At 37.8% G+C, this 22,624-nt stretch carries 24 protein-coding genes; 17 read left to right on the top strand and 7 right to left on the bottom strand.

All coding sequences use genetic code 11. The features are described from left to right. Positions 1–16: 16 nt before the first annotated feature. The 6 genes from ACH6EI_RS19400 to rpiA all read left to right on the top strand — a co-directional run bounded on the left by ACH6EI_RS19400 (position 17) and on the right by rpiA (position 4,935). Positions 17–352: a PTS lactose/cellobiose transporter subunit IIA gene (locus ACH6EI_RS19400; RefSeq protein WP_013055725.1), complete on the top strand. Its 336-nt coding sequence runs from the start codon at positions 17–19 to the stop codon at positions 350–352. Then, the gene (locus tag ACH6EI_RS19395; protein ID WP_108674435.1) at positions 349–1,437 is read left to right on the top strand and encodes a DUF871 domain-containing protein; all 1,089 of its coding nucleotides are present in this window, start codon (positions 349–351) and stop codon (positions 1,435–1,437) included. Before ACH6EI_RS19400 ends, ACH6EI_RS19395 begins: the two co-directional genes overlap by 4 nt. 4 nt (positions 1,438–1,441) lie before the next feature. After that, positions 1,442–2,335: a BadF/BadG/BcrA/BcrD ATPase family protein gene (locus tag ACH6EI_RS19390; RefSeq protein ID WP_108674864.1), complete on the top strand. Its 894-nt coding sequence runs from the start codon at positions 1,442–1,444 to the stop codon at positions 2,333–2,335. 35 nt (positions 2,336–2,370) lie between these two features. Then, positions 2,371–3,285, top strand: coding sequence for an N-acetylmuramic acid 6-phosphate etherase (murQ, locus tag ACH6EI_RS19385; protein WP_028412256.1), 915 nt, complete (start codon positions 2,371–2,373; stop codon positions 3,283–3,285). 308 nt (positions 3,286–3,593) lie between these two features. Then, positions 3,594–4,184: a hypothetical protein gene (locus ACH6EI_RS19380; protein WP_098113749.1), complete on the top strand. Its 591-nt coding sequence runs from the start codon at positions 3,594–3,596 to the stop codon at positions 4,182–4,184. A gap of 82 nt (positions 4,185–4,266) precedes the next feature. Beyond that, the gene (gene rpiA / locus ACH6EI_RS19375) at positions 4,267–4,935 is read left to right on the top strand and encodes a ribose-5-phosphate isomerase RpiA (protein ID WP_108674436.1); all 669 of its coding nucleotides are present in this window, start codon (positions 4,267–4,269) and stop codon (positions 4,933–4,935) included. A gap of 32 nt (positions 4,936–4,967) precedes the next feature. Here rpiA and ACH6EI_RS19370 read toward each other — a convergent pair whose 3' ends face one another. Beyond that, complete coding sequence (locus ACH6EI_RS19370) at positions 4,968–5,561, bottom strand: YdbC family protein (protein WP_013055735.1); 594 nt, start codon at positions 5,559–5,561, stop codon at positions 4,968–4,970. 136 nt (positions 5,562–5,697) lie between these two features. Between ACH6EI_RS19370 and ACH6EI_RS19365 the strand changes: the two genes are divergently transcribed. Further along, positions 5,698–7,629, top strand: coding sequence for a hypothetical protein (locus tag ACH6EI_RS19365; RefSeq protein ID WP_108674437.1), 1,932 nt, complete (start codon positions 5,698–5,700; stop codon positions 7,627–7,629). A gap of 58 nt (positions 7,630–7,687) precedes the next feature. Here ACH6EI_RS19365 and ACH6EI_RS19360 read toward each other — a convergent pair whose 3' ends face one another. Both ACH6EI_RS19360 and ACH6EI_RS19355 read right to left on the bottom strand, forming a co-directional pair. Continuing rightward, a complete protein-coding gene (locus ACH6EI_RS19360) occupies positions 7,688–8,734 on the bottom strand; it encodes a L,D-transpeptidase family protein (protein WP_108674438.1) in 1,047 nt (348 codons plus the stop codon). Positions 8,735–9,299: 565 nt separating this feature from the next. Then, entirely contained in the window at positions 9,300–9,974 is a 675-nt protein-coding gene (locus tag ACH6EI_RS19355; RefSeq protein WP_108674439.1) for a class I SAM-dependent methyltransferase, read from the bottom strand. Between the two features lie 131 nt (positions 9,975–10,105). On the opposite strand from ACH6EI_RS19355, the gene ACH6EI_RS19350 reads away from it, so the two are divergent. Both ACH6EI_RS19350 and ACH6EI_RS19345 read left to right on the top strand, forming a co-directional pair. After that, positions 10,106–10,975, top strand: coding sequence for a LysR family transcriptional regulator (locus tag ACH6EI_RS19350; RefSeq protein WP_034269863.1), 870 nt, complete (start codon positions 10,106–10,108; stop codon positions 10,973–10,975). A gap of 32 nt (positions 10,976–11,007) precedes the next feature. Then, positions 11,008–11,361 carry a DUF4181 domain-containing protein gene (locus ACH6EI_RS19345; RefSeq protein WP_033578218.1) on the top strand — a complete coding sequence of 118 codons (354 nt, stop codon included), beginning with the start codon at positions 11,008–11,010 and terminating at the stop codon, positions 11,359–11,361. Between the two features lie 37 nt (positions 11,362–11,398). Here the strand turns inward: ACH6EI_RS19345 and ACH6EI_RS19340 are convergent, their stop codons facing one another. From ACH6EI_RS19340 to ACH6EI_RS19325, 4 genes are all read right to left on the bottom strand, one after another. After that, positions 11,399–12,331 carry an aldo/keto reductase gene (locus ACH6EI_RS19340; protein WP_013055741.1) on the bottom strand — a complete coding sequence of 311 codons (933 nt, stop codon included), beginning with the start codon at positions 12,329–12,331 and terminating at the stop codon, positions 11,399–11,401. Between the two features lie 184 nt (positions 12,332–12,515). Then, entirely contained in the window at positions 12,516–13,238 is a 723-nt protein-coding gene (locus ACH6EI_RS19335) for a suppressor of fused domain protein (RefSeq protein ID WP_247807299.1), read from the bottom strand. A gap of 423 nt (positions 13,239–13,661) precedes the next feature. Next, positions 13,662–14,372 (bottom strand): YetF domain-containing protein, encoded by a 711-nt coding sequence (locus ACH6EI_RS19330; protein WP_108674441.1) that lies wholly within the window; start codon positions 14,370–14,372, stop codon positions 13,662–13,664. Between the two features lie 137 nt (positions 14,373–14,509). Beyond that, on the bottom strand, positions 14,510–15,220 hold the full coding sequence (locus ACH6EI_RS19325; protein WP_108674442.1) for a M50 family metallopeptidase: 711 nt from the start codon (positions 15,218–15,220) through the stop codon (positions 14,510–14,512). A gap of 203 nt (positions 15,221–15,423) precedes the next feature. Between ACH6EI_RS19325 and ACH6EI_RS19320 the strand changes: the two genes are divergently transcribed. The 8 genes from ACH6EI_RS19320 (at position 15,424) to ACH6EI_RS19285 (ending at position 22,594) form a co-directional block, all read left to right on the top strand. Further along, positions 15,424–16,623 (top strand): amidase, encoded by a 1,200-nt coding sequence (locus tag ACH6EI_RS19320; protein WP_034269875.1) that lies wholly within the window; start codon positions 15,424–15,426, stop codon positions 16,621–16,623. Further along, positions 16,620–17,504 (top strand): fumarylacetoacetate hydrolase family protein, encoded by an 885-nt coding sequence (locus ACH6EI_RS19315; RefSeq protein WP_108674443.1) that lies wholly within the window; start codon positions 16,620–16,622, stop codon positions 17,502–17,504. The genes ACH6EI_RS19320 and ACH6EI_RS19315 overlap by 4 nt, the downstream gene beginning before the upstream one ends. Before the next feature lie 197 nt (positions 17,505–17,701). After that, a complete protein-coding gene (gene galE, locus ACH6EI_RS19310; protein WP_098333748.1) occupies positions 17,702–18,682 on the top strand; it encodes a UDP-glucose 4-epimerase GalE in 981 nt (326 codons plus the stop codon). 229 nt (positions 18,683–18,911) lie between these two features. After that, on the top strand, positions 18,912–19,094 hold the full coding sequence (locus ACH6EI_RS19305; protein ID WP_028412270.1) for a DUF3973 domain-containing protein: 183 nt from the start codon (positions 18,912–18,914) through the stop codon (positions 19,092–19,094). A gap of 205 nt (positions 19,095–19,299) precedes the next feature. Continuing rightward, positions 19,300–19,689 (top strand): PepSY domain-containing protein, encoded by a 390-nt coding sequence (locus ACH6EI_RS19300; RefSeq protein ID WP_108674444.1) that lies wholly within the window; start codon positions 19,300–19,302, stop codon positions 19,687–19,689. 258 nt (positions 19,690–19,947) lie between these two features. Then, entirely contained in the window at positions 19,948–20,637 is a 690-nt protein-coding gene (locus ACH6EI_RS19295; RefSeq protein ID WP_108674445.1) for a hypothetical protein, read from the top strand. Continuing rightward, entirely contained in the window at positions 20,630–22,231 is a 1,602-nt protein-coding gene (locus ACH6EI_RS19290) for a DUF6792 domain-containing protein (protein WP_108674446.1), read from the top strand. The genes ACH6EI_RS19295 and ACH6EI_RS19290 overlap by 8 nt, the downstream gene beginning before the upstream one ends. Further along, positions 22,232–22,594: a hypothetical protein gene (locus tag ACH6EI_RS19285; protein ID WP_028412274.1), complete on the top strand. Its 363-nt coding sequence runs from the start codon at positions 22,232–22,234 to the stop codon at positions 22,592–22,594. Positions 22,595–22,624: the final 30 nt, after the last annotated feature.

Here is a 22,624-nt window from a genome sequence, read left to right as displayed (position 1 = left end):
AAAGGGGATGGAAGAAATGACAGAAGCAGCAAATATGGAAAATGAAATTTTTGAACTTATTGCATACGGAGGAAATGCTAGGTCACTGGCATATGAAGCGTTAGAAGCAGCTGAAGATTATGATTTTAATAAAGCTGACGAACTTTTAAAGCAGTCTCAAGAAGAGCTCAGTCATGCTCATAAAACGCAAACTGCGCTTATTCAACGTGAATTGAACGGAAAAACAATTGAAAAGTCGCTGCTTTTAATTCACGCACAAGATCATTTAATGACGGCTATTTCAGAGCAAAAATTAATTGAACATATGATTAAGCTTATTAAAAAATTTAAAAAAGAAGGCGAAAATCAATGAAAAAGCTAGGTATTGCGATTTATCCGGAACATTCGACTGTGAAAAAAGATAAAGCGTATATAGCACTTGCGCATCAATACGGATTTACCCGCATTTTTACGTGCTTGCTTTCTGTTGAAGGCGATCAGAAAAAAGTAATGGCAAATTTTAAAGAAATCATTGAGTTTGCCAATGAGCTAGAGATGGAAGTAGTAGTTGATATCGCTCCTCGCGTATTTGGAGCGCTTGGCATTTCTTATGATGATCTATCTTTTTTTCAAGAATTAGGGGCTTATGCTATTCGTCTTGATCTAGGCTATACGGGAAATGAAGAGTCCATTATGACCTTTAATCCATACGGCTTAAAAATTGAAATTAATATGAGTAATGCAACAAAGTATGTTGATAATATTTTAAGTTACCAGCCGAATCGAAAACAGCTATTGGGGTCGCACAACTTCTATCCTCATCGATATGCGGGATTGTCGTATGATCACTTTATGAAGTGTTCAGCGTTGTTTAAAGAACATAACCTTGAAACAGCAGCGTTTATTAATTCACCAAGCGCTACTTTTGGACCGTGGCCTGTTACTGAAGGACTTTGTACGCTTGAAATGCATCGCACGCTTCCGATCGACGTGCAGGCTAAGCATCTTTTTAAAACGGGATTAATTGATTGTGCAATCATTGCGAATGCTTATGCATCAGAAGAAGAAATGAAGGCGCTGCGTGATGTTGTTCAGCAAGAGCGCTTTACCTTTAATGTGACCCTGTATGATACGATTACTGAGCTTGAGAAAAAAATTGTGCTGGAAGAGTTTCATTTTTACCGCGGAGACGTATCCGATTATTTAATTCGCTCTACGCAAAGCCGAGTAAAATATAAAAAAGAAGAATTCAAGCCTACGCATACTCCACCAATTCGAAGAGGCGATATTTTAATAGAAAATGAACTCTACGGTCAGTACAAAGGAGAGCTGCAAATTGCGCTGTTAGACATGGAGAACTCAGGTAAAACAAACGTAGTAGGCCGCATTGCGGAAGAGGAAATTTTCTTATTAAATGAACTGCAGCCATGGGATAAATTTGCTTTTTGTGAGCGGTGATGAAATGGACTATATTATTGGTATTGACGGCGGGGGAACAAAAACAGAAGCCGTTGCGTACAGCTTAGACGGCCAACAGCTCGCTGCTTCAAAAAGCGATTACGGCAATTTACTCATTAATTACAACACGGCTATTACTCATATTGATGAATGTATTATGGCGTGCAAAACTGAGCTTGCTGGTCATACATGTAAAGGCATTTCACTAGGACTTGCTGGAAGTAAAGCATTATCCAAAGAAGAAATAAAAAGATATTTTTATAATCGTTATCAAGTAGAAGTAGGTTTATATGATGACGCCATGATTGCACATGAAGCACTACTGCATGGAAAAGAAGGGATTTTAACCATTGCAGGAACTGGAGCCGTCAGCATTGGTAAAAAAGATGGAGTGTATGAATACGGTGGAGGGTGGGGACACCTTCTTGGAGATGAAGGAAGCGGATATTGGATTGGTCTTCAAGCACTGATATTGCTGACGAAAGAGCATGATCAAAACCGTCCGTACAGCAGCCTTAGTCAGACAATCTTGCAACATGTAAAAGCAGACACCATACACGACATAAAAAAGTTTGTCTATTCATCTCCTAAATCAGAAGTTGCTTCACTCACTCCGCTTGTTGTAAATCAAGCGAGAAATTATAAACAAGAAGCAAGTGACATTCTTCAACGGGCTGGAAAGAACCTTGCAAACATGACTCTTCATTTGTATAAGAAACAGCGGTTTGAAGGGAGCTGCTTGCTGGCATGCAAAGGCAGCATTTTAATGGAAGTTCCAGAAGTGTTTGATGTTTATAAAAAAACATGTGAAAAAGAAATAAAGCATATCCAGTGGGCAACACAGCGAGTATCATCTGCTAAAGGAGCTTATCAGCTGTTCATGAAAGAGTATCAATAGAGAAAAAATGATCGTGGAAAAGGCAGGGGATCACAGTGAACTTAAATCATATCTTAACAGAAAAACGCAATCCGCAAACGTTAAACATTGATGAATTATCAAGCCTGGAAATTGTAAAAAAAATTAATGAAGAAGATCACCAAGTGCCTCAGGCAATCAATAAGGTACTGCCTGTTATTGCTCTGTTAGTAGATGAAATTGTCAGTGCTTTTAAACAAGGAGGACGTCTGATTTATATCGGAGCAGGTACAAGCGGGCGGCTAGGCGTGTTAGATGCATCTGAATGTGTACCAACATTCGGTACACCTGCCGAACAAGTAATTGGGATCATAGCCGGGGGAGACAAGGCGCTCCGGCACGCGTTAGAAGGAGCAGAAGATAATAAGAAACAAGCGATAGAAGATTTGAAAGCGATTAATTTATCAAATAAAGATATTCTTGTAGGGATAGCTGCAAGTGGAAGAACGCCTTATACACTCTCAGCGCTTGCGTATGCAAACAGCCTGGGGGCAGTAACGGGCTGCGTTGTAAATTCTCCTCAATCAGCTATGGAACAAGAAGCAAACTATGCAATAGTAGCAGAATCAGGCCCGGAAGTTGTAACAGGTTCTACCAGAATGAAAGCCGGAACTGCTCAAAAGCTTGTTCTTAATATGCTGACGACGGCTTCTATGATTCAAATTGGTAAAGTCTACAGCAATCTAATGGTAGACGTACAGCCGACTAATGATAAACTCGTCCAGCGTGCTAAAAATATTATTGCAGAACTAACAGGCGTCTCATCAGAAGAGGCAGCCGAAAGTTTACAAACATACAAAACGCCAAAAGCCGCTATCCTTGCGCTTCTTACTTCTATAGAAGGTGATGAAGTGCACCGGTTGCTTGCTAAACATGACGGACATTTAAAAAAAGCCATTGCAGAAGCAAAGGAACAGTCGACTAAAGATTAACCCCTAAAAGAAGTGCATACAGCACTTCTTTTTTTGTTGAGTACATTTTTTGCACAATGTATGTGGGTGAATTCGGTCTAATCATTTTGCGAGCAGGAATTACTAACGTATACGATAGAGCCCGGCAAAGCAAACCGGCTGTTAGCTCAGCGCTTGTTATCCAATTTACTATTGTAAAAAAGTTTATTTTTCTAGTTAAATTAGCATGTGCGCTCTGATAATCCTTTGGTTATTTCTCCTTATGACGATGTAAACATGAATATGGTATTATCGAAAGTTAAAGGGGTATTAAAAGGTGTGTGGAAACAATGGATCGAAAAAAAGCCGCATCAGTAGCTGGAGCATTGGTCATTGCCGTAGGAATTTGGCTGTTTCAAAGCGGGAAATTTAAAAGTGAAGCCCAGGCAGATAAGTTTACGAGTACGTTTTTGGTCGATCATGAACAAACAGACAATGGATTTGAATTATTTACTTCGGATACCAATCAATATAGCATGTGGTTTCCGCTTCAGTATGTTATTCATAAATCTTCTTATAAAAGCAGTGAAGATGAAAGTGAAGTATGGACAGCATCAACGAAGGAAAATGATTCATACAATGCTGGGAAAATAACGGCTTTATTTTCTAAGAAAAAAAGCAAAGCAGCTCAAAAAAAAATGGATGCGTTTCAGCCTGATTACATGTTAAAAGGTAAAAATGCAACGATTTATGTGAAAAAACAAACAAGAGATGGAAAGCATAGCATTTATCATGCTTATGTGAATGATGATTATTCAAGCAGGTATATTTACTATACGTTTGAACTAAAAAGCAGCGAACAGACAAACAGTACAAAACAGCAGTATTGGGTAGAAAAAATTCTTCTAAATACACAGTTTCAAAAAAACTCAGCTGAATAGTCAGCTGAGTTTTTTCGTAAGGATTCATAATGCTTTTGCTTTTTTATGTAAACGGGTACAATATGAGTAAGGAGGCCTTCGTATGATTGAAAAACAAGCAGTTGGTGAAAAAGCAGCACAATTTGTTGAAGATGGAATGATTGTAGGGCTAGGAACAGGTTCAACAGCTTATTATACAATTGTCAAACTAGGTGAACGAGTAAAAAATGGATTAAACATCAAAGCGGTTCCTACTTCTCAAAAAACAGAAGAACTGGCAAGGAAACTAGGTATTCCTATTGTTACCTTAGCGGATGTTGAATATATTGATATAGCAATTGACGGAGCGGATGAAGTGGATAGCGAACTTTCTTTAATTAAAGGAGGAGGAGGCGCGCTGCTTCGAGAAAAAATGATTGCGTACGCAGCGAAGCGGTTTATCGTGATTGCGGATTCTAAGAAAATAGTGAAGACGCTAGGAGCTTTTCCTCTTCCTGTTGAAGTTATACGTTTTGGCTGGGAAATGACGGCGAAGCATATTCGTAGTGCAGGTTGTGTACCTCAGCTTAGGCTTTTAGATGATCATACGCCGTTTATCACCGATAACGGAAATTACATTCTAGACTGCCATTTTTCAGAAATTGAAAATCCTGCTGTGCTGGAAAAACAGCTTACATTGATTCCAGGCGTAGTAGAAAGCGGTTTGTTTGTAGGAATGACAGAGGAAGTCATTACCGTACAAAATCAAGAGGTTCATATCATAAAAAAATAGAAGCTTTGGCGTCGGGCCTAGGCTTCTATTTTTTAATTGGAAAGAACGTTCCAATTTTTCTCTAATTGGTATATGTATTGAGACGCGTTCAGTACATTTGGATGAACGAAGGTATCAATTGTTTTTTGCGGACAAGCAGATCCGTATAATGAAAAAATGACAAGCTTGCTATGCTCGATTGGTGATACAACGTGAGATAAACAGCGATAAGAAGGATTTATCAAGCTTTTTACCATCTCATGAATATCTTCTTTGTCGTAAAAATCGACTTCAATTTCCGTCTTTACTAAATAACGGCTTTCAATGGCGCTGCTTCTATAATAATTGTAGCGTGCTCCGATGAAGTAGGACGGATCTGATGTTGAAACGTCCAAATTCGTATATGTTTGATCCTGCTTGCTTTTATAAAAAATAGAATCATGAGTATGCTTCATGAATTCTTGATAAGTTGTTCCATCTTCCCACAGAGCTAGAATACAAGCATCTGTTTCATCTTCCACGTTCCAACCCCCTAATTGGCCAATGAAACCATTCACGTGTGCAAGAGCAGCCCAATGCTGTTGCGTATATGAAAAAGATGCTTTTTTATCAGTCGGTATGCTGCATTTCACAATTTTTGTCAACATTCTCCCATCACCTCAATTAATTACTTCGATAAATGCAGGAAAAATCCTTCTAAAAAGAGGAAAATGATAGACATATCCCCCCTTTAAAAGCCATACATTTCAAATAGGACAATGTTAGGGAAAGAAGGGGAAATGAATGAAAGTTTTTCGTGCAAAAGCCTGTCAGTCTCCTATGCGAAAAGGCTGGTCAATTATGTTTCAGCATCCGTTTAAAAAAGATGAAAGAGGAAGATCGCACCCGTTTGTTAAACGGTTTATGTATACAGAGCAACACGATGAAATTGACATTCTGGTTGAAGAGATGAACGAACTGCTGAGAGTGCAGGATTTTTGGACAAGTACTGCAAAAGGCAGAGCAAAAGCAAGATATGATGAACGAGTAGTGAATGCTTTTTATAACGATATTGAAAAAAGGACGAGCGAACAAATTGACAGCGAGTATGAGTATATTCATGTTATCGGAGAACAAGGAAGCGGCAAAACAGCCTTAATCCGCCAGCTTCTTGGTATAAAAAAAGAATGTGGCTTTCTAGGAATAGGCAGTAAAGGCGCTTATTCTGCTACGTATAAGGTGAAGGATTCCCAACACTATGAAGCTGCTGTCTGTTTTTTTACGCGAAGTGAAGTGCAAAGAAAATTGGAGAATATCCTACTAAGAAGCGCTGAAGTGTATGCTGAAGGAGGCACGGATTATGACTTGGTCTTTGAGTTATTACACGGAGATTCTTCTTTTAATCTGCGCGCTCTTTTAGGGGATATCCCATACAAAGCCCGTTACTTTAATGATGATGTTCCTTTAAGAATGAGCGATGAAAATAGTTCATTCAAACAATTTGTAGATGCAATTAAACGAGAAAGTGAAATAGTAAAAGACGCTGTTGATCAAGAAGGAAGAGATTTTGCAGAGGTATGGCATAAGCGGCTTGAATGTAGGAAGATCACTGAGCAAATGCTTCTGGCAATTGAATCTCGGTTGAGAGAATACAAGGAAGGAACGTGGGAAATAGGGGAAGACGACTGGCCAATATCCTGCCGTCTCACAGCAAAAGAGCCGTCTTCCTTTGGTCCGCTAACAAATGAAGAAGAAGAAAATAACGGACGTCTTATTTATCCATTGTTTCGTAGAATTGAAGTTTCCGGCCCTTTTTCTTTTAAAAAAGGGGTAGCGATTTGCGAGCATTCATCTGTTGAATATACGAGCACCATCCACGATTCTTTTAAACAAGCAGCTTCTATTTTATACGTACATCATGGGCTTAAAGAATTAGATATTCAATTTCTTCAACAGCTCATCGTACATGGTCACGGCGCTAAAGTAAACGTTTGTGTTACACACGGAGATTTGCTTACCTCTCCAAGCTGCCGTACGGATTATGCTAAAAAACATGCCATGGCTAAAATGATAGATGGTGCACTTAAAAGCGTTTCACCTCTTATGAGAAAGCAGCTTCACTACTATTTAACAGTAGGGAATACGTCTATTTTAGAATGTGTACACGAAGAATCCGAAGAGAGTCACTTTCTGTATAAAGACTTAAAGACAGCTTTAGTATCAGAAACGAGAAAAAAGCAGCAAGAGCTGCATCCTATTTATTTAAACTTGACGGTCTCGCAGGCTTTTTATGAAGCAATGGAGTCGCTGAACATTCCTTATATGGACAGAGAAACGTGTTTAAACATTTCCTTAGGAGAGCATGAAGGACCGGTACCAGCTATTGCCTCAGCCGTTATTTCATCTGTGTATGAGCATTTTTTAAGCCAGCCGTCTGGATGGTCAAGTACCTATCATTCTGTCACGGAACGACAGCAGGTTATTCAAGAATTGGCAGGTGAGTTTGCAAGCGTTGTTTATTCCTATTTGAACGAGCAGCTGCTTGAGAATTCCCGTAATGACTGGCTTGCTCTTTATAAAGAAAAAGAAGACGATCAGCCGTATAAATATAGCAGGGTCATAGAAAGTGTAATTCCTGCCAAAAACGATATCTATCAGCAGCAAATTCTTATGAGAACCGTTTATCAATTGATTAAGTATGTGGTAGAAAAGAAAGACGGGGTAATGGTTCATTAAGGAGTCCCTGTAAAAAGAGGTTTATAAATAAAAAAACAGAGCCTGATTTCAGGCTCTATTAGCGTTTGGAAATAGCAGTTAACGTATTAGGTCCGGCAATGCCGTCCACTGCTAGCTTATTGTCTTTTTGAAACTTACGCACAGCAGCTTCAGTATTGGCGCCGAAAATACCGTCCGTGCCTTTTGTATCATAGCCAAGCGCCGTTAATTTCTTTTGAAGAGCTTGAACATTGCTGCCTTTGCTTCCTTTTTTAAGCATTTGTTTTATGTTAATTGTTGTATCTGCTGGTGGATTTGTTGGCTTTGGATTTGTCGGAGTCGGGTTAGTTCCAGGGTTTCCTAAAGCTTTATACGTCGCTGGCCCAACAATACCGTCAGCCGTTAAGCCGTGGTCTTTTTGGAACTTACGAACAGCTGAATCTGTATTGGCACCGAACACACCGTCCGTACCTTTTGTGTTATAGCCAAGTGAAGTTAGCTTCTGCTGAAGTTCTTTAACTGCATTTCCTTTACTGCCTTTCTTTAAAACAGTTCCTGTAGAAGGAGCTGGAGTAGAACCTGAGTTTCCAGAAACATTGTATCCGTTTGCTGCTGCAATGTCATTAAATGATTTAGAAGAAGTTGTAATCACAACCGGTGTACCGACGGTCACTTTACTAAATAACCATGCCACTTCTTCATCGTACATACGAACGCATCCGCTGCTTACATATTTGCCAATGGAAGCAGGATTATTATTTCCATGAATAGCATACGTCGTGCCGTATGTACCTCTCGCATTTAGACCCAGCCAGCGGTTGCCAAGAGGATTTCTAGGGTCTCCACCAGGAATGTTCCCTGAGTAATAAGGGCGATTGACAATTTTATTCACTACTTTGAAATGGCCCTCTGGTGTAAGAGACTGCGTGCGTCCTGTTGCGACTGAAAACGTTCGGACAAGTGAACCATTTTGGTAATAAGCCAGTTTATTTGTTGCTTTGTTAATGATAATTAAATGAGATGGTGTTGAAGCAGCTTCTGTTTTTGGAACCCCTACAAACAAGCAGGCTAGAGCTAGGATAGCCGCTATGAGTACGATTGTTGTTCGTGATATTCTATTTGCCATGTGCTGCGCCTCCTTAGGCTGCATTAATGAAAAACGTATGGTGCGGCAGTGCTATAAATTCTTCACTAATAAAATAAAAGACGAATAGCTGCATTTTCTATACCTGTATGTATAAGCTTAATAAGGAAATCATTAAGTAGAAAGACTTTACTAGCGGGAATTTATAATAATAAGAATAACTAAGTTTTTCTTGATGCTTTGTACAACTTTAAGAATATAAGTTTACTAATCTAGCGGATTCATATTTACATAAGCATCACATCCTTTCCAGTTCTTTATTTTCGTGTAAAGAAATGAAAGCGTTGTACAGATTGTTTTGTAATCATATTGTAACATAGTTGTATTTTTTATACCATAAAAAGACATAAAATAGTATAAAAATACTTTATATGGGTTTTATGTACAAAAAATTCAAAAGTTCAGGAGAACGAAGCTATTATTAGATATACGAAACTGGAAAAGAAGTATGCGTAGTTTTGTGGAAATAGATAAATATTCTTATTCGAATATAGGGAGGAAAAGAGTGAAAAAACTACTTGCAAAGAGACAAGTAGTTTTTAAACCGTTATTTTTGAGCATACATTACAACAAAATTAAAAAATTTATAGATGCAATCCACCGTGCTAAACCCGCTTGCTGTTAGCCAATTTAACTGATCATGTAAAGTTGCCATTTTATCTAACTTCGTACGTTCATGAGCAGCCTTAATTTGCTCATGCGTTAATCCGCTTGCGGCAATTCTTTCACTCCAGTCTTTTTTATATAACTCTTCAATAATGGAAGAATGGCCTAATACTTGATCGGCATTAATAAATATTCCTCCTGTATGCAGTAAATTATGAATTTGACCATACAGCTTTTGCTTTTGTTCGTCTTCTAAATGATGAATAGCAAGTGAAGAAATCACAATGTCGAATGAGTACTCAAATTCGTAGCTTGTTATATCTGATACAATAAATTCCATGTGCTGTTCGTTTTTAAAGCGCTCCTTGGCTTTTTCAAGCATTTGATCTGACACGTCAATCAACGTGAAATGAGCACCTGGGTATTTTTCTTTGACAAAAGAAGAAAACAATCCTGTACCTGCTCCGATATCAAGTACGCGAAGCGGCTTATTTGAAAAGTGAAGAAGAGAAACGGGAATGGAATAAAAATCAAAAAAACAAGGAATAAGTTTGCGGCGCTGCTCATCATACTGAGAAGCATGAGCATTAAATTTTTCTTTCACGTTATTTTCCATTTTTACAGCTCCTTTATTTGGTAATATTGAGATACATATATCGTATAGAAGTTTGGTAGAAAAGAAAATAAACAAAAATAAGCAGTATTGATTCCAGTTTGTTATGAATAGAAAGAGATGGAGAGAAGAAAATGGAGATCAAATGGTTAAAAACATTCATCATAGCGGCTTCTTATGAAAATTTCAGGCAAGCGTCTGAAGATTTATTTTTAACACAGCCTGCTGTATCAAAGCATATTCAGCGACTGCAGCAAGAGTTAGGTGCTGAGCTTTTTGAAAAAAAAGGTAAATACATCACGCTGACTGAGGCAGGACGCTTTTTTTTGCCTCATGCTCAAAAAATGGTGAGGGCATATGAAGAAGGAGTAGGAAATTTTAAGTTATGGAAGCAAGGATATAACCGAAAACTGACTATATCCGCTGCTCCTCAAATAGCAGCATCTGTTTTACCAAGCCTCATCAAACAATTTGTAGAGAGATATCCCCATATTGAAGTAACGGTTAATATCACAAATTCGTTTCAAGTGGGAAAAGACATCAGCGACAGAAGGTCAGATATTGGATTAACAAGGATGCTTCCGGGTCAGGCAGACGTTTTTTATGAGTTAATTCATAAAGAAAAAGCAGTCTTAGTTGCCCCGTTTTCTGCAGAGGCACGTACGGAACAGGAGCTGTTATCTTCCTACCGGCTGCTTACGAATAATCATCCTGTTTATTGGGAAGATTTACTCCTTCAAATCAAGGCTTGTTATCCTCACATTCAGCTGCTTCCTGTGACGCAAGTAGAAATTACAAAGCGCTTTATTGAAGAAGGTTTAGGCGTATCTTATTTGCCATTTTCTATGGTGAAAAAGGAAGTTGAAAATCAAACGTTAAGCGTCATTTCACAGCAGAAAATTATCCGACCTTCTTCACATACATATATCGTAACAAAAGGTGAAACGGAAGAAACAAAGCAGTTTAAGCACTTTGTAGCTGAGACCTTAACAGAAACGAGTTGAAATGATACCATAAAAAGGAAGGGGGGATGGCAATGTATATATTAATAATACTTGTAGCAGCAGCGGTCTTAGCAGACGTTATCTTGAGAAAAGTCCTTGATATCCCTCGCAGCAAATTTTGGGGAAAATATGAGTATGAAAGTCTAGCTTTAGGCCGATGGGATAAATATGTGACGATAGCTTTTGTTCTTTGTCTGTTACTTGATATGATCTTTATGTTTGTAGAGCCTTATATCGTATCTTTCCTATTTTTAGTCGTGAATATTTTGTTAAAAAGTATAGATGAATGGAAATACAAACAAGAAACGAAAGAGTACGTAACAAGCTTTGTACAGATGGGATTCTTCTTTACAGCTTTTGTTCTATTAGTCAGCGGAATTGTATAGAAAAAAGAGCTTTACCTATGGCAAAGCTCTTTTTGTATTATTTAAAAATATGATCAATGTCTTTAATTTCAGAAGAAGTGAGCTGAACATCTAATGTTTTTAAGTTATCAAGTACTTGATCAGCGCGTTTTGCTCCTGGAATTAATACATCAATTGAATCGCGCGTTAAGTACCAAGCCAGAACAAGATGAGCTACTTCTACGCCTTTTGCGCTAGAGATTTGACGAAGACGCTCTACTTTTTCTAGGTTTTGCTGAAATGCTTCGCCGATAAAATGAGGCATATCTTCGCGCAGGTCATTAAACTTTGTATTTTTATCATATTTCCCAGCAAGTAAACCAGCAGCTAGCGGAAAGTATGGAATAAATGAAATGCGGTTTGCAGCCGTATAAGGTAAAATATCGTTTTCTGCTTCTCGCTGAATTAAGTTATATTGGCCTTGTACCACGTCTACATAACCATCTTTATTTGCTTCTTTTAACTGATCTAACGAGAAGTTTGATACGCCAATAGAACGGATCTTACCTTCATCTTTTAATTCTTTTAACGCACCAACCGCTTCGTCTTTAGGTGTGTTCTTATCTGGAAAGTGAATATAATATAAATCGATATAATCTGTTTGAAGGCGTTTTAAGCTATCTTCAACCGACTGTTTTAAAAATGCAGGAGAATTGTCTAGCAGTACTTCATCTCCAACAATTTTATGTGCTCCTTTTGTAGCGATCACCGCTTCTTCACGATTCCCGCGTTCTTTTAGCACTTCGCCAATTAATTCTTCAGAACGTTTAGGACCATAAATGAACGCTGTATCAAGTAGGTTTATGCCATTATCTAGCGCCTTATGAACAAGGTCTTTGCCGACTTCTTCGTTTAGGTTAGGATATAAGTTATGTCCTCCTACAGCGTTTGTTCCAAGTCCAATAGGATTAACATATAATTCGGATTTTCCAATCTGCACTTTTTCTGCCATGTCTAACGTCCATCTCCTTTTTTATATCTTCTTTTTTACTATAGCAAAATATACCACGAATCAAAAATAGTACGCTCATATGAAAAGCAGCTTTAAAAAAGTATGTGAACTTGAGTTACACGTAAATAAGGAGTATATTCTACGTGGCTCTATTTCAATAGCAGAAATAAAAAAAGAACCTCTTTTAAATAAGAGACTCTCTTTTAGTCATGGTAATATGATAACTTTTTGACAGCTGAAATGTTTCAGCGAGCTGCCTGCGTCCTTGCGCTCCTTGTTCGCGCACATAGTCTAATTCGTTTGGTGTAAGAAGCTTCATGCTAATCAGTTTAATAGATTCGTAAGGTAAAGAGAGGCTAGGTGAAACAGAAGGAGACTGAACTCCTAGCAATACACCAATATCTCCATTTTTATTTACAAAATGAGGCGGTACGTCCAAATCCGTAAATTCAATTGAAAGAACATCATGTTTCATGAATAGTTCTAGCATATTAGGGTGAGCGGCAGCATTTTGACTCATTTGATAAAGAAGGTCAAATGCCCAGTGATCCTGGATATCCGATAAAGGTCCGCGAAGAGATTCATCATCGCATTCGATATAGAATTCTAATCCTTTTCCTTGCGTTCGGCTATTTTCTTCGGGGGATTGAAACGGATCGGACAAGCCGTCGCTTGCTAAAATAACCGTCTCTGTTTTTTGAACACGAATAAAAGTTTGACGTCCAGACGGCCAAGCAGGCCCGCCAAAAAACATGGGATTTAACAAATGAGTTAATACGTCTCCGTCTACATGTCCAATTGTGTTCCAGTAGTCTTTTCTTTTTGAGATTGATTCCTTAAGAACACGCTCTACTTCTTTTTCCTGCTTCTTTTGCTTCCACTTTAAAAATAATGACAAGTATCCCACACCTCTTTACGACTTCATAGTACCCAATATATACCTCATTTAGGGAACTCGTAAACCATTATTAGAGTATAAAAGGAAATTTGATCATTAAATTAAAAATATTTTCAAGAGGACTATAAGCTATTATTAGGGATCTTACGTTATTTGTGGTGGAGGTAGGACTTCCTATTAGGTAGATTTAGTATCATGTTAATGTGTTTGTTTTGTATTATGGATTATCTAACTAGTCAATTTTTGTAGTTTTGAACTTCTTAACTGTAACTATAGAAGAATTAAAATAAAATGGGTATGAGCTCAGGCTGAGCATCATACCCATTTTATTTCCCGTTTTTTTGTTGAGTCATATATAAGATAAGGGTACTGAGGAAGAAAAATTACAATTATAGAGGTTTTAGCAAAGTGTCATATACTTTACGCCTATGACTAATTGTCGTTTTTTAAATCAATGTATATACATCCATTTGGTTGAACTTCAGCATAAAAAATTTCTTCGATAGAATGAATGCCTTTTTCTTTCAGTCTTTTCATGAGCCATTCTTTGGTTATATTTAATTCATGCAAATTTTCATTTAATATTTTACCGTCGGATATCACTTCGGTTGGGATGTGATGATGTGACAAAGAATGAATATGTAAATCCTTTTTAGTGGCATTTTGTTGGTCGGCCTTTTTCAATATACTTAGTTTACCGTCCGGTTCTAGGACTGCATAGTGTACATCTTGAGTAGAGAAAATACCTTGTTCTCTTAGCATCATGCTTAAATCATCAATGTTCAAGCGAACCGATTTCATGATATGCTCAAGAATTTTTCCTTCTTTAATTATGATGGTAGGTTCATCATCAATTAAAATTCTAGCTTTCCGAGAGATTAACCCAATATATCCTACAAATATAGTTAAAGAAGACCACCAAATCAAAGAAATTATTCCGTTGAAAAAAGGTGTCTCACTTTCACCGGCAATGTCTGCAGCTATAGATCCGACAGTAATGCCTGTGATGTAGTGAAAAAAAGTAAGCTGACTAAGTTGTTTCTTTCCTAAGAATCGTGCTAATACAAGTAGGATAATGAAGGTTAAGCTTGTTCTCAAAATTATCTCCCAAAAATCTATTTGAGAAAATTCATCTATGTTCATTATAATAAGACCTTCTTTTTATTAATATGATAGCTATATTGATGAACAATTGTTTTTATGGTATCGCATGTCTTCTGTTTCTTTCTTAGACTGCTCTTTTATGCCTATGAATATTCATAGGCATAAAACTCTTCTTTTTAATAAATCAGTTGAAAAATTAAATAAGCCACGTACACGGCCTGTGCGAAAAATAAAAAGCCCCAAAAGCGTGCTGAAAGATGGGTAAGCTGTTTTAAACTCGTAGCGTCACCCGCATCGTTTGGGTATTTGATACTTAACACAAAAATAATAAAAGCAGAAAATAGAGATTCTACGAGTAACAGTGCACCAACAAACATCATGCTGTAGCGCATAAGCTGTGGATCTTGCAGATAATAGATGCCTCCGAGGATTAAACCGATAGAAAATAGCCATACAATTCCGTATCCGTTACGTACCCAAAGCAGTAAATTAATAACAACAACACTTCCTAACCCGTAAAAAAGCCAGTCGTAGTGGTTGTGAACGAGCAGGTAGAAAAACAAATAAGCCATTGCTGAGCTGAACGGGTAGCCGGCTAAGGCAATAATGACGCGCGGCAGCCATCCACGGGATCCCGCGTAGGTGGCAGTCACAGCTACACCTTCATTATTGGTGTAAAGCTCAATGCGATTGACCCCTTTTCCGACAATAAGCCCCATTAACGCATGGCCATCTTCGTGAAACATCGTATTTAAATTTGAAAAATAACGTCCAATATGCCGAAGCAGCTGATTAATGCTAGGAGCAAATGAACCTATAAATGGAATGCCTCTTGTTAGCACAAAAGCTAATAAAATAAATAAGAAAAGCGTAGTAGATTGTTCCATCGCGATAGTCCTTTTCGTAAAATGATATGTTTCTACTTTACTCGCAAACGTGCTAAAAGGGAAATGAAACGGCTAGTTTCTCTAGGAAAAGAGAAGTTGGGAGACTTACATAATATTAGTGTAAACAGACCTGACACATTCATTGACCAACTTATTCCAAATTTTATATTCTAAACAGATATAAGAAATGGGGAGATGGTTGAATGAAAGATACGTGGAACGCATTTGTAGACAGTGACCTTTACGTACCTCCAACGGGAACGGGAATGCTAAATAACTTGAGTTTTGCGTTAAAAGACGTATTTGATGTACAAGGACATATATCAAGTGCAGGAAATCCGGATTGGCTCGCCACGCATCAGCCTGCAAGCGAACATGCAGATGTAGTAGCTGCTCTTTTAAAAGAAGGAGCTGCACTGAAGGGAGTTACGCACACGGACGAGCTTATGTACGGACTAAATGGAGAAAACGCGCATTATGGAACACCGGTAAACCCAAAAGGTGCAGATCGAATTCCGGGAGGTTCTTCGAGCGGATCAGCGGTTGCTGTCGCAGCGGGAATAACTGATTTTGCGATTGGAACAGATACGGGAGGATCGGTTCGAATTCCGTCAAGCTACTGCGGTATTTTTGGGTATCGTCCTTCTCACGGACGCATTTCTACAAACGGTCTAATTCCACTTGCTCCAAGCTTTGATACAGTTGGTGTAATGGCTAGAGACGGCCACACTCTGCAAAAAGTAGGAGCGGTTTTATTGAACTCAACGTCGCGTGCTAGCGGTTTTACAAGACTTTATGTAGCAACAGACGTTATGGAACTTGTGGATGAACAAAGCATGCAAGCTCTTGCACCACCTATTAAGCACGTAATGAAGTCTTTTTCTACTACAGAAGAAATAGTAATTGCCCCCCAGGGTTTTTCTACATATATGGAAACTTTTCGTTTGCTGCAAGGAAAAGAAATTTGGCAAACGCACGGAGAATGGATTCAAAAAGAAAGCCCAACGTTTGGAGACGATATCGGAAGCCGCTTTCAATGGGCGAGCACTCTTACCTTATTAAATATGAATTATATAGAAGAAAAGCGTCGTGAACTTCGCTATTTTATGTACTCACAGCTTGGAGAAGACGGAATATTAGTGCTTCCTACAGCTCCAGGACCCGCGCCTGTAAAAGATGCAAAAGGACCGGAGTTAGAAAACAGAAGATTGCGAACGCTTCAAATGACGTGTATTGCCGGACTAAGCGGACTTCCGCAAGTTACGATACCTGCAGGAGAACTAGACGGTTTGCCAATCGGCTTATCTTTTATTGCAGGATACAACCAAGATGAAAAATTATTAAATTGGGTAAAAGAAAACAGCGATCATATCATTCAAGCATCGGTAAGGAGCGTATCATGAAGTTAGTAAATATAATAGAGCAAGGGAAAGAACAAGCAGCTATTTTAGACAATGACAGCATTCTGCTTATAGAAGATATTAATGCTAAATATTTAACAAACTGGTCTACAACAATTTGGGATCTTATTCAATATAAAGAACTTCGCCACCTTGAAACATGGTACGCCCATAATAAATTTGGTATGAACAGCTCTTTTCCCGCACTGCACTTGCAGGGCAGAAAAACAGCTCCTATCATTAGTAATCCGTCAAAATTGTTAGGCATTGGATTTAATTATGCAGCTTCTGAAGAAAAACTAAAAGACTACGACCGTGCCATTGATCCAGTTAGTTTTTTAAAACCCGCAACCGCCATTATTGGACCAGATGACAGCATTCGTATTCCAAAGCAGTCCTATAAAACGACGGCTGAAGCGGAACTAGCGGTGGTAATCGGCGAAACGTGCAAGGATATAGAGCCAGATGAAGCCATAAACGTAATTGCTGGCTATACGTCAGCCATTGACGTAACCGCAGCTGATATTCACGCGGCGAATCATCGCTACTTAATGCGAGCAAAAAGCTTTGATACATTTTGCAGTATAGGCTCAGAGTTTATCACAAAAGAAAGCATATCAAACGTGAAATCACTTCAAGTACGCACATTGCTAAACGGAGACATGCAGCATGAAAATACCGTGTCTAATATGATTTACGACATCGCATACTGTGTTTCATTTTTCTCAAAAGTCATGACGCTGCACCCGGGAGATATCATCTTAACCGGAACGCCGGGACCCGCTGTTATTGAAGACGGGGACTGTATTGAATGTCATATTGAAGGCATGCTGCCATTAAAAAATAAAGTTAAAGATATGAAGAAAGTGCCTCAGCAAATCTAAGAAAAAAACCCGTTGCCTACACGCACGGGTTTTTGAGCAGAAACGAATATCTTCACACTCAGTTCACAATTAGTAGATATACTAATTAAAAGAGACAGCTGCGTTATCATATATTGAAAAATGAAATATTTACAAATGGAAAAGAAACGGGTACGATATCTGTAGCGACACTTAATAAAAAGGAGCTGACTGACAGTATGATTTTAGTCATCGGAGGAGCAGGCTATATCGGAAGCCACCTAGTAAAAGAATTAGTGAAAACAAATGAAGTTGTGGTACTTGATAATCTATCAACGGGTCATCGCTGGGCAATCGATGAGAAAGCGGTATTCGTAGAAGGAAATCTAGGTAATGAGAAAGATTTAGAAAGCGTATTCACAAATCATAAAATTGATGCTGTCATGCATTTTGCTGCTAATAGTTTAGTAGGGGAGTCAGTAACAGATCCTCTTAAATATTATCAAAACAACGTAGCTGCGACGTTAACCCTTTTACAAACGATGATGAAGCACAATGTGAAAAAGTTTATTTTTTCATCTACTGCTGCTACATACGGGATTCCTTCTGTAGATATCATTACAGAAGATACGGCAACAAACCCAATTAATCCGTACGGACGTTCAAAGTTAATGATCGAACAGATTTTAGCTGACTTTGCAAGTGCTTACGACATGGAATATGTTGTGCTTCGTTACTTCAACGCAGCGGGTGCTTACGAAACAGCAGAAATTGGCGAGTGCCATGATCCTGAAACGCACTTAATTCCAATTATTCTTCAGCACCTGCTCGGTGAACGTGAAAACATCTCTGTATTCGGCTCAGACTACGATACTGAAGACGGAACGTGCATTCGTGACTACATTCACGTAACGGACCTAGCAAATGCTCACATTTCAGCGCTTCAGGCACTGTTAGACGGCACGAAGAAAACAGCAACGTACAACCTTGGAAACGGCCTTGGCTACTCTGTAAAAGAAGTGATTGAAACGTGCGAAAAAGTAACGGGTAAAAAAGCGAATGTCGTAATGGCAGACCGCCGCGCTGGAGATCCGGCACGCTTAGTCGCATCTTCTGATAAAATTCACGCAGAATTAGGCTGGAAAGCGCAAATTTCATTAGAAAAAATCATCGCATCAGCTTGGAAATGGCATCAAAACAGCGCAAAAGTAACAAATTAACAAAAAGGCCTCTTTTTTCTTTGAAAGAGGCTTTTTTGTTACGATTAAGTTGATTTATGTTCTAAATAATCATTTTTAAAAGCCAGTGTTTTAGCCCACGAACAAGCCTTCTTCTTTTCGGACATTTTCCCTAAACAAGCACGACTTTTGTTCTTTTCCATATGATGTAGGTAAATATACCATTCACAACTATCCCCGTTTATAAAATAGCCCGCAAGGAGGTTATGATATGTATTACTGTGTAAGATGCTCCAAATTTCATGACGAACAGGAAAAAGAAAACATCTTTCAAAATGGTTTTTACATTGATCCCTATTTGCTTCAAAAAGTTCATTTAGGCATGTGCGTACACAAATCCCCGTCAATCAAACAAATAAGAGCCGTAGAACGATTCGAAACGAAAAAGATGTAGAATTCACATTCACCAATAAGAAGCTAGATCTAATCAGGTCTAGTTTTTTCAGTGGGAAACAGCTTTCTTCAGCTATCTTTCATGTAATATTAAGAGAAATTTAAGACAAGCCCGCTATACTAGTTAGTAGACGTATACATAGGATATGGTACGTTAAGAAATTGAAACAGCAGTCCGTTTTATAAACTAGAAAGGATGGCGTCAAATGATTTCTGAAAAACGATCTCTTTTGTTGAAAGAACAAGCAAAGCTTCTCGCATTAAAAGAATATAAAGGCATTGTCAAATCCATATCGCTGAGTAAAATACTCACTCTTCCTATTTATATAGTAGACATCCTTACGTTAAACGGAGAAGAGCACAAAGTAAAAATTAACGCCCAAACCGGCAGTGTTTTGAAAGAAAAAACGATTCCTTTAACTAAAAGCCGTGCAAAAGCATATGCATTAAGACAGCATAAAGGTATTATCGAATCGGTTGTTCTTGCTAACAAGCAATATGAAATTGTAATTCTTGGACTTGATGGAAAAAACCACAGCGTGAAGATTGACGCTGAAATAGATGTGCTGGCGCAAGAAGAGCGAAACATTCAGTAAATGACCTATATTATGTAATCAACCTCACTTTGTTGAAAGTGGGGTTTTCTTTATTGAGAGAAATCATTAATAAAGGTAACAATGATAAAAAAAGAAGTGATTATTTCTTTAATAGAAAGGGTAATTGATAGTAAAAAATAACCACTTCCTAATTATGGTTCTTTGATTCGTTCTGCTTATGACTCTCCCATTATAAGTATGATAGTATCGAACATGTATAAAACATAGGTTATAACATAACTAAAAGGGTGTGCGACAATGAAAAAACGTACGAAGACCATTATTGCAGTAATTGCAGGAGCTGCTATTTTAATAGGAGGAATATGGATGATAAACGAAAGCCGATACCCAAACGTCCCTGCTTTTGATGATCACTTTACGCGTGAATTCTTAAACAAAGATAAAAAAGCGGACGATGGATTTTATGAGTTTAAGTCGAAGACAGGGCAGTATACGATGTGGTTTCCGGAGGAGTATCAGTTGATTCATGAAAATAAAGAAGACTATGTTGTTAATGGCAACATGTACGAAAGATGGGTAGCATCTTATACTGAAAAGTATAAAAATGACAGTCAAATCAATTCCATCAGTTTAAAATTATCAGAAGGAAGAGATCCAGAAGATGAGTCTTTTAGTGTAGAAAGTCTTATGAAAAATCGTTTTAATGTGAGTGAACCAAGGTTAATAGAAACTTCTAATACTAGAATATACTATCAATCTGCTTATATTTATTTCAAAGGACCTAAAAAGCATGTGGTAAATGACAATAAAAAACATGCCCCTAGTACATACGTAGCGTATGTGGCTGATAAGAACTCGACAAAAGTAATTCAATTGTCAATAGATCAGGTAGGAGATCTTAGGGAAGATAATGAGCTTGGAAAGAATGCATGGATTTTAAAAATCTTAAAAAGTATTCATTTTAACGAGGGAAAAGCAAATGGCTAAAGCACCTTTATTGGATAACAATTTAAGAAATAAATTAACTCAGCTTGAATATAAAGACTTATCTAGTAGAAGTAAAGAGATTAAGAAAATATATAAAGATACTACGGGAGAAAACCCTCCTAATTTTAAAGTTTATACTAGTAAAGATATGGGTGTAGGAAACAAATCTGGTTTTGATGGAGCAGCTATTCATTTTTATGATAAGGAGCATCACATCAATGAAGTATACTATATTTTTAGGGGAACAGAACCAAATAAAGATTTCGGAGATGTAGTATATGATGCGCTAGGTATAGGTAGCGGAAAAAAAGATACCCAACTTGAAGATGCTTTGACTATGTATGATAAAGTCGAAAAGAAAATCAAAAAATCGGATATAGAAATTAAACGCTACGGAGATGGCCATTCTCTGGGTGGACATCTTATAGTAACACTGGGGTTATTGAAGAAAAATTTTGTAAGTATAAGAGGGTTAAATGATGCACCAGCAAATGTTAAACAATTGTTGAGGGTAGATAATGATTTTCAAAACTATGTACAAACAGAAAAAGGGAAGATTAAGAATGTTTCTTCCTCTGATCTAGTTCAATTAGCTAATTCTTACTACCAAGAACAGAAAGCCACAATTAGCCATACTTGGGTAAAAGGTGAACCTATGCATGCGCAATCTTTCCCTGGCAGTTGGTATGTAGGTAATAAAGTAACCATGCTTGGAGATATGGATACAGAAGAAATGATTAATATTGGAGAATATCCTCTGAAAAGGTTAGCAAAATGGAACTTATTTTTAAAACTTGACGAAGTCAGATATAACTCTGGAGTATCCAATATAATTGGAGGATTATCTTTGGCAAACGCCCATGTAGACGACAGTGTTCTTCTCAATATTCCATCATATGTTGATGACGTTAAGGAAAAGCCGCTTAAGCATCTTCCTGGGATTGTGCTAGGAACAGAAGGCGCATTTTTCTTGACGAAACGGGCGATAAAAAGTCCTGGAGTTTTAGTACAAGGGATTAAAGGAATATCTCAAAGAAATCAAGCAAAACTCCACGGAATTAATTACGTTGTCAAATACACAGAAGCTAATGCTATGAAGACGTATTATCAGGTTTTTGATTCAGGATCTCAGGAAGAAATCTTGCTAGATTATGAACAAATGAAGAAGTTTGTTTATTACTGTGCTAATGCTATTAAAGACAAAGAAGCAAACTTAAATGCGCTAAAGCAGTATTTACATAGTGAAATTAACGAAGTCTTCGAAGCTAAGAAGAAAAAGTTAAAAATGAAAATATCCAGAGAAGAAGCTTCTCCCCAGTCATTTATGGAAAAGGCAGATAAAGACGGCGCTACTCTCGCATGGTTTGGACAAAAGCGTGTGGCTGAAAAAGTGACGTTTGACAAAACGTTTGACCCGCTAGACGATAGTGTATTTACCCCTGTTGAAGAGATTATTTCTTCTATTCAAGAGGAAGTTACATACTATCAAAAGTTTCTTGAAGCGTTCTTCCAAAATTTCGAGAAGATGATGGAAGCAGACGAATCGGTAGCTTCAGATATTAAAAGCATGAAAGAAGTAGTAGGGGGGATTTAATTGTTTGATTTTGATTTTACACACACAGGAACAACGAGCGGTAAATACACGTTTGAATTTGATGGTGATGACTTCAAAGACGAGCAGGCAAAAAGGATTAAAGAGTTAATCAAAAAGGATCAAGAAGTGAATGAAAAGCTCTGGCATGCTAAAAGCTATTTAGAAAACCAAACGGGTGAGTTTGCGGATGCGGTTAAAAGTAAATTAGAAGCAGCTGAGCGGGGATATACGCTAAGGGCTCAGCAGTATGATACTGGAGCATTTCAGCATATTATGAGTTTTATGCATTCTGTTAAAGATATGCATAAGAGAGAGTACGAACTTCGATATAAAGAATCAATGGATGAAAGTGAATTAACATAAGGGATACTGCTATTCCTCAGACAGTGGTCT

Source organism: Priestia sp. JSM ZJ58 (assembly GCF_044383985.1).
GTDB classification, from domain to species: Bacteria; Bacillota; Bacilli; order Bacillales; family Bacillaceae_H; genus Priestia; species Priestia zanthoxyli.
The sequence above is the reverse complement of the archived record's forward strand: the minus strand, read 5'-3'. Positions and strand labels throughout refer to the sequence as shown.

Bases quoted from the DNA above. Each gene is read 5' to 3' on its own strand.
- ACH6EI_RS19400 (WP_013055725.1), top strand. From the start codon at position 17: ATGACAGAAGCAGCAAATATGGAAAATGAAATTTTTGAACTTATTGCA.
- ACH6EI_RS19395 (WP_108674435.1), top strand. From the start codon at position 349: ATGAAAAAGCTAGGTATTGCGATTTATCCGGAACATTCGACTGTGAAA.
- ACH6EI_RS19390 (WP_108674864.1), top strand. From the start codon at position 1,442: ATGGACTATATTATTGGTATTGACGGCGGGGGAACAAAAACAGAAGCC.
- ACH6EI_RS19380 (WP_098113749.1), top strand. From the start codon at position 3,594: ATGGATCGAAAAAAAGCCGCATCAGTAGCTGGAGCATTGGTCATTGCC.
- rpiA (WP_108674436.1), top strand. From the start codon at position 4,267: ATGATTGAAAAACAAGCAGTTGGTGAAAAAGCAGCACAATTTGTTGAA.
- ACH6EI_RS19370 (WP_013055735.1), bottom strand. From the start codon at position 5,561: ATGTTGACAAAAATTGTGAAATGCAGCATACCGACTGATAAAAAAGCA.
- ACH6EI_RS19365 (WP_108674437.1), top strand. From the start codon at position 5,698: ATGAAAGTTTTTCGTGCAAAAGCCTGTCAGTCTCCTATGCGAAAAGGC.
- ACH6EI_RS19360 (WP_108674438.1), bottom strand. From the start codon at position 8,734: ATGGCAAATAGAATATCACGAACAACAATCGTACTCATAGCGGCTATC.
- ACH6EI_RS19355 (WP_108674439.1), bottom strand. From the start codon at position 9,974: ATGGAAAATAACGTGAAAGAAAAATTTAATGCTCATGCTTCTCAGTAT.
- ACH6EI_RS19350 (WP_034269863.1), top strand. From the start codon at position 10,106: ATGGAGATCAAATGGTTAAAAACATTCATCATAGCGGCTTCTTATGAA.
- ACH6EI_RS19345 (WP_033578218.1), top strand. From the start codon at position 11,008: ATGTATATATTAATAATACTTGTAGCAGCAGCGGTCTTAGCAGACGTT.
- ACH6EI_RS19340 (WP_013055741.1), bottom strand. From the start codon at position 12,331: ATGGCAGAAAAAGTGCAGATTGGAAAATCCGAATTATATGTTAATCCT.
- ACH6EI_RS19330 (WP_108674441.1), bottom strand. From the start codon at position 14,372: ATGAACATAGATGAATTTTCTCAAATAGATTTTTGGGAGATAATTTTG.
- ACH6EI_RS19325 (WP_108674442.1), bottom strand. From the start codon at position 15,220: ATGGAACAATCTACTACGCTTTTCTTATTTATTTTATTAGCTTTTGTG.
- ACH6EI_RS19320 (WP_034269875.1), top strand. From the start codon at position 15,424: ATGAAAGATACGTGGAACGCATTTGTAGACAGTGACCTTTACGTACCT.
- ACH6EI_RS19315 (WP_108674443.1), top strand. From the start codon at position 16,620: ATGAAGTTAGTAAATATAATAGAGCAAGGGAAAGAACAAGCAGCTATT.
- galE (WP_098333748.1), top strand. From the start codon at position 17,702: ATGATTTTAGTCATCGGAGGAGCAGGCTATATCGGAAGCCACCTAGTA.
- ACH6EI_RS19305 (WP_028412270.1), top strand. From the start codon at position 18,912: ATGTATTACTGTGTAAGATGCTCCAAATTTCATGACGAACAGGAAAAA.
- ACH6EI_RS19300 (WP_108674444.1), top strand. From the start codon at position 19,300: ATGATTTCTGAAAAACGATCTCTTTTGTTGAAAGAACAAGCAAAGCTT.
- ACH6EI_RS19295 (WP_108674445.1), top strand. From the start codon at position 19,948: ATGAAAAAACGTACGAAGACCATTATTGCAGTAATTGCAGGAGCTGCT.
- ACH6EI_RS19290 (WP_108674446.1), top strand. From the start codon at position 20,630: ATGGCTAAAGCACCTTTATTGGATAACAATTTAAGAAATAAATTAACT.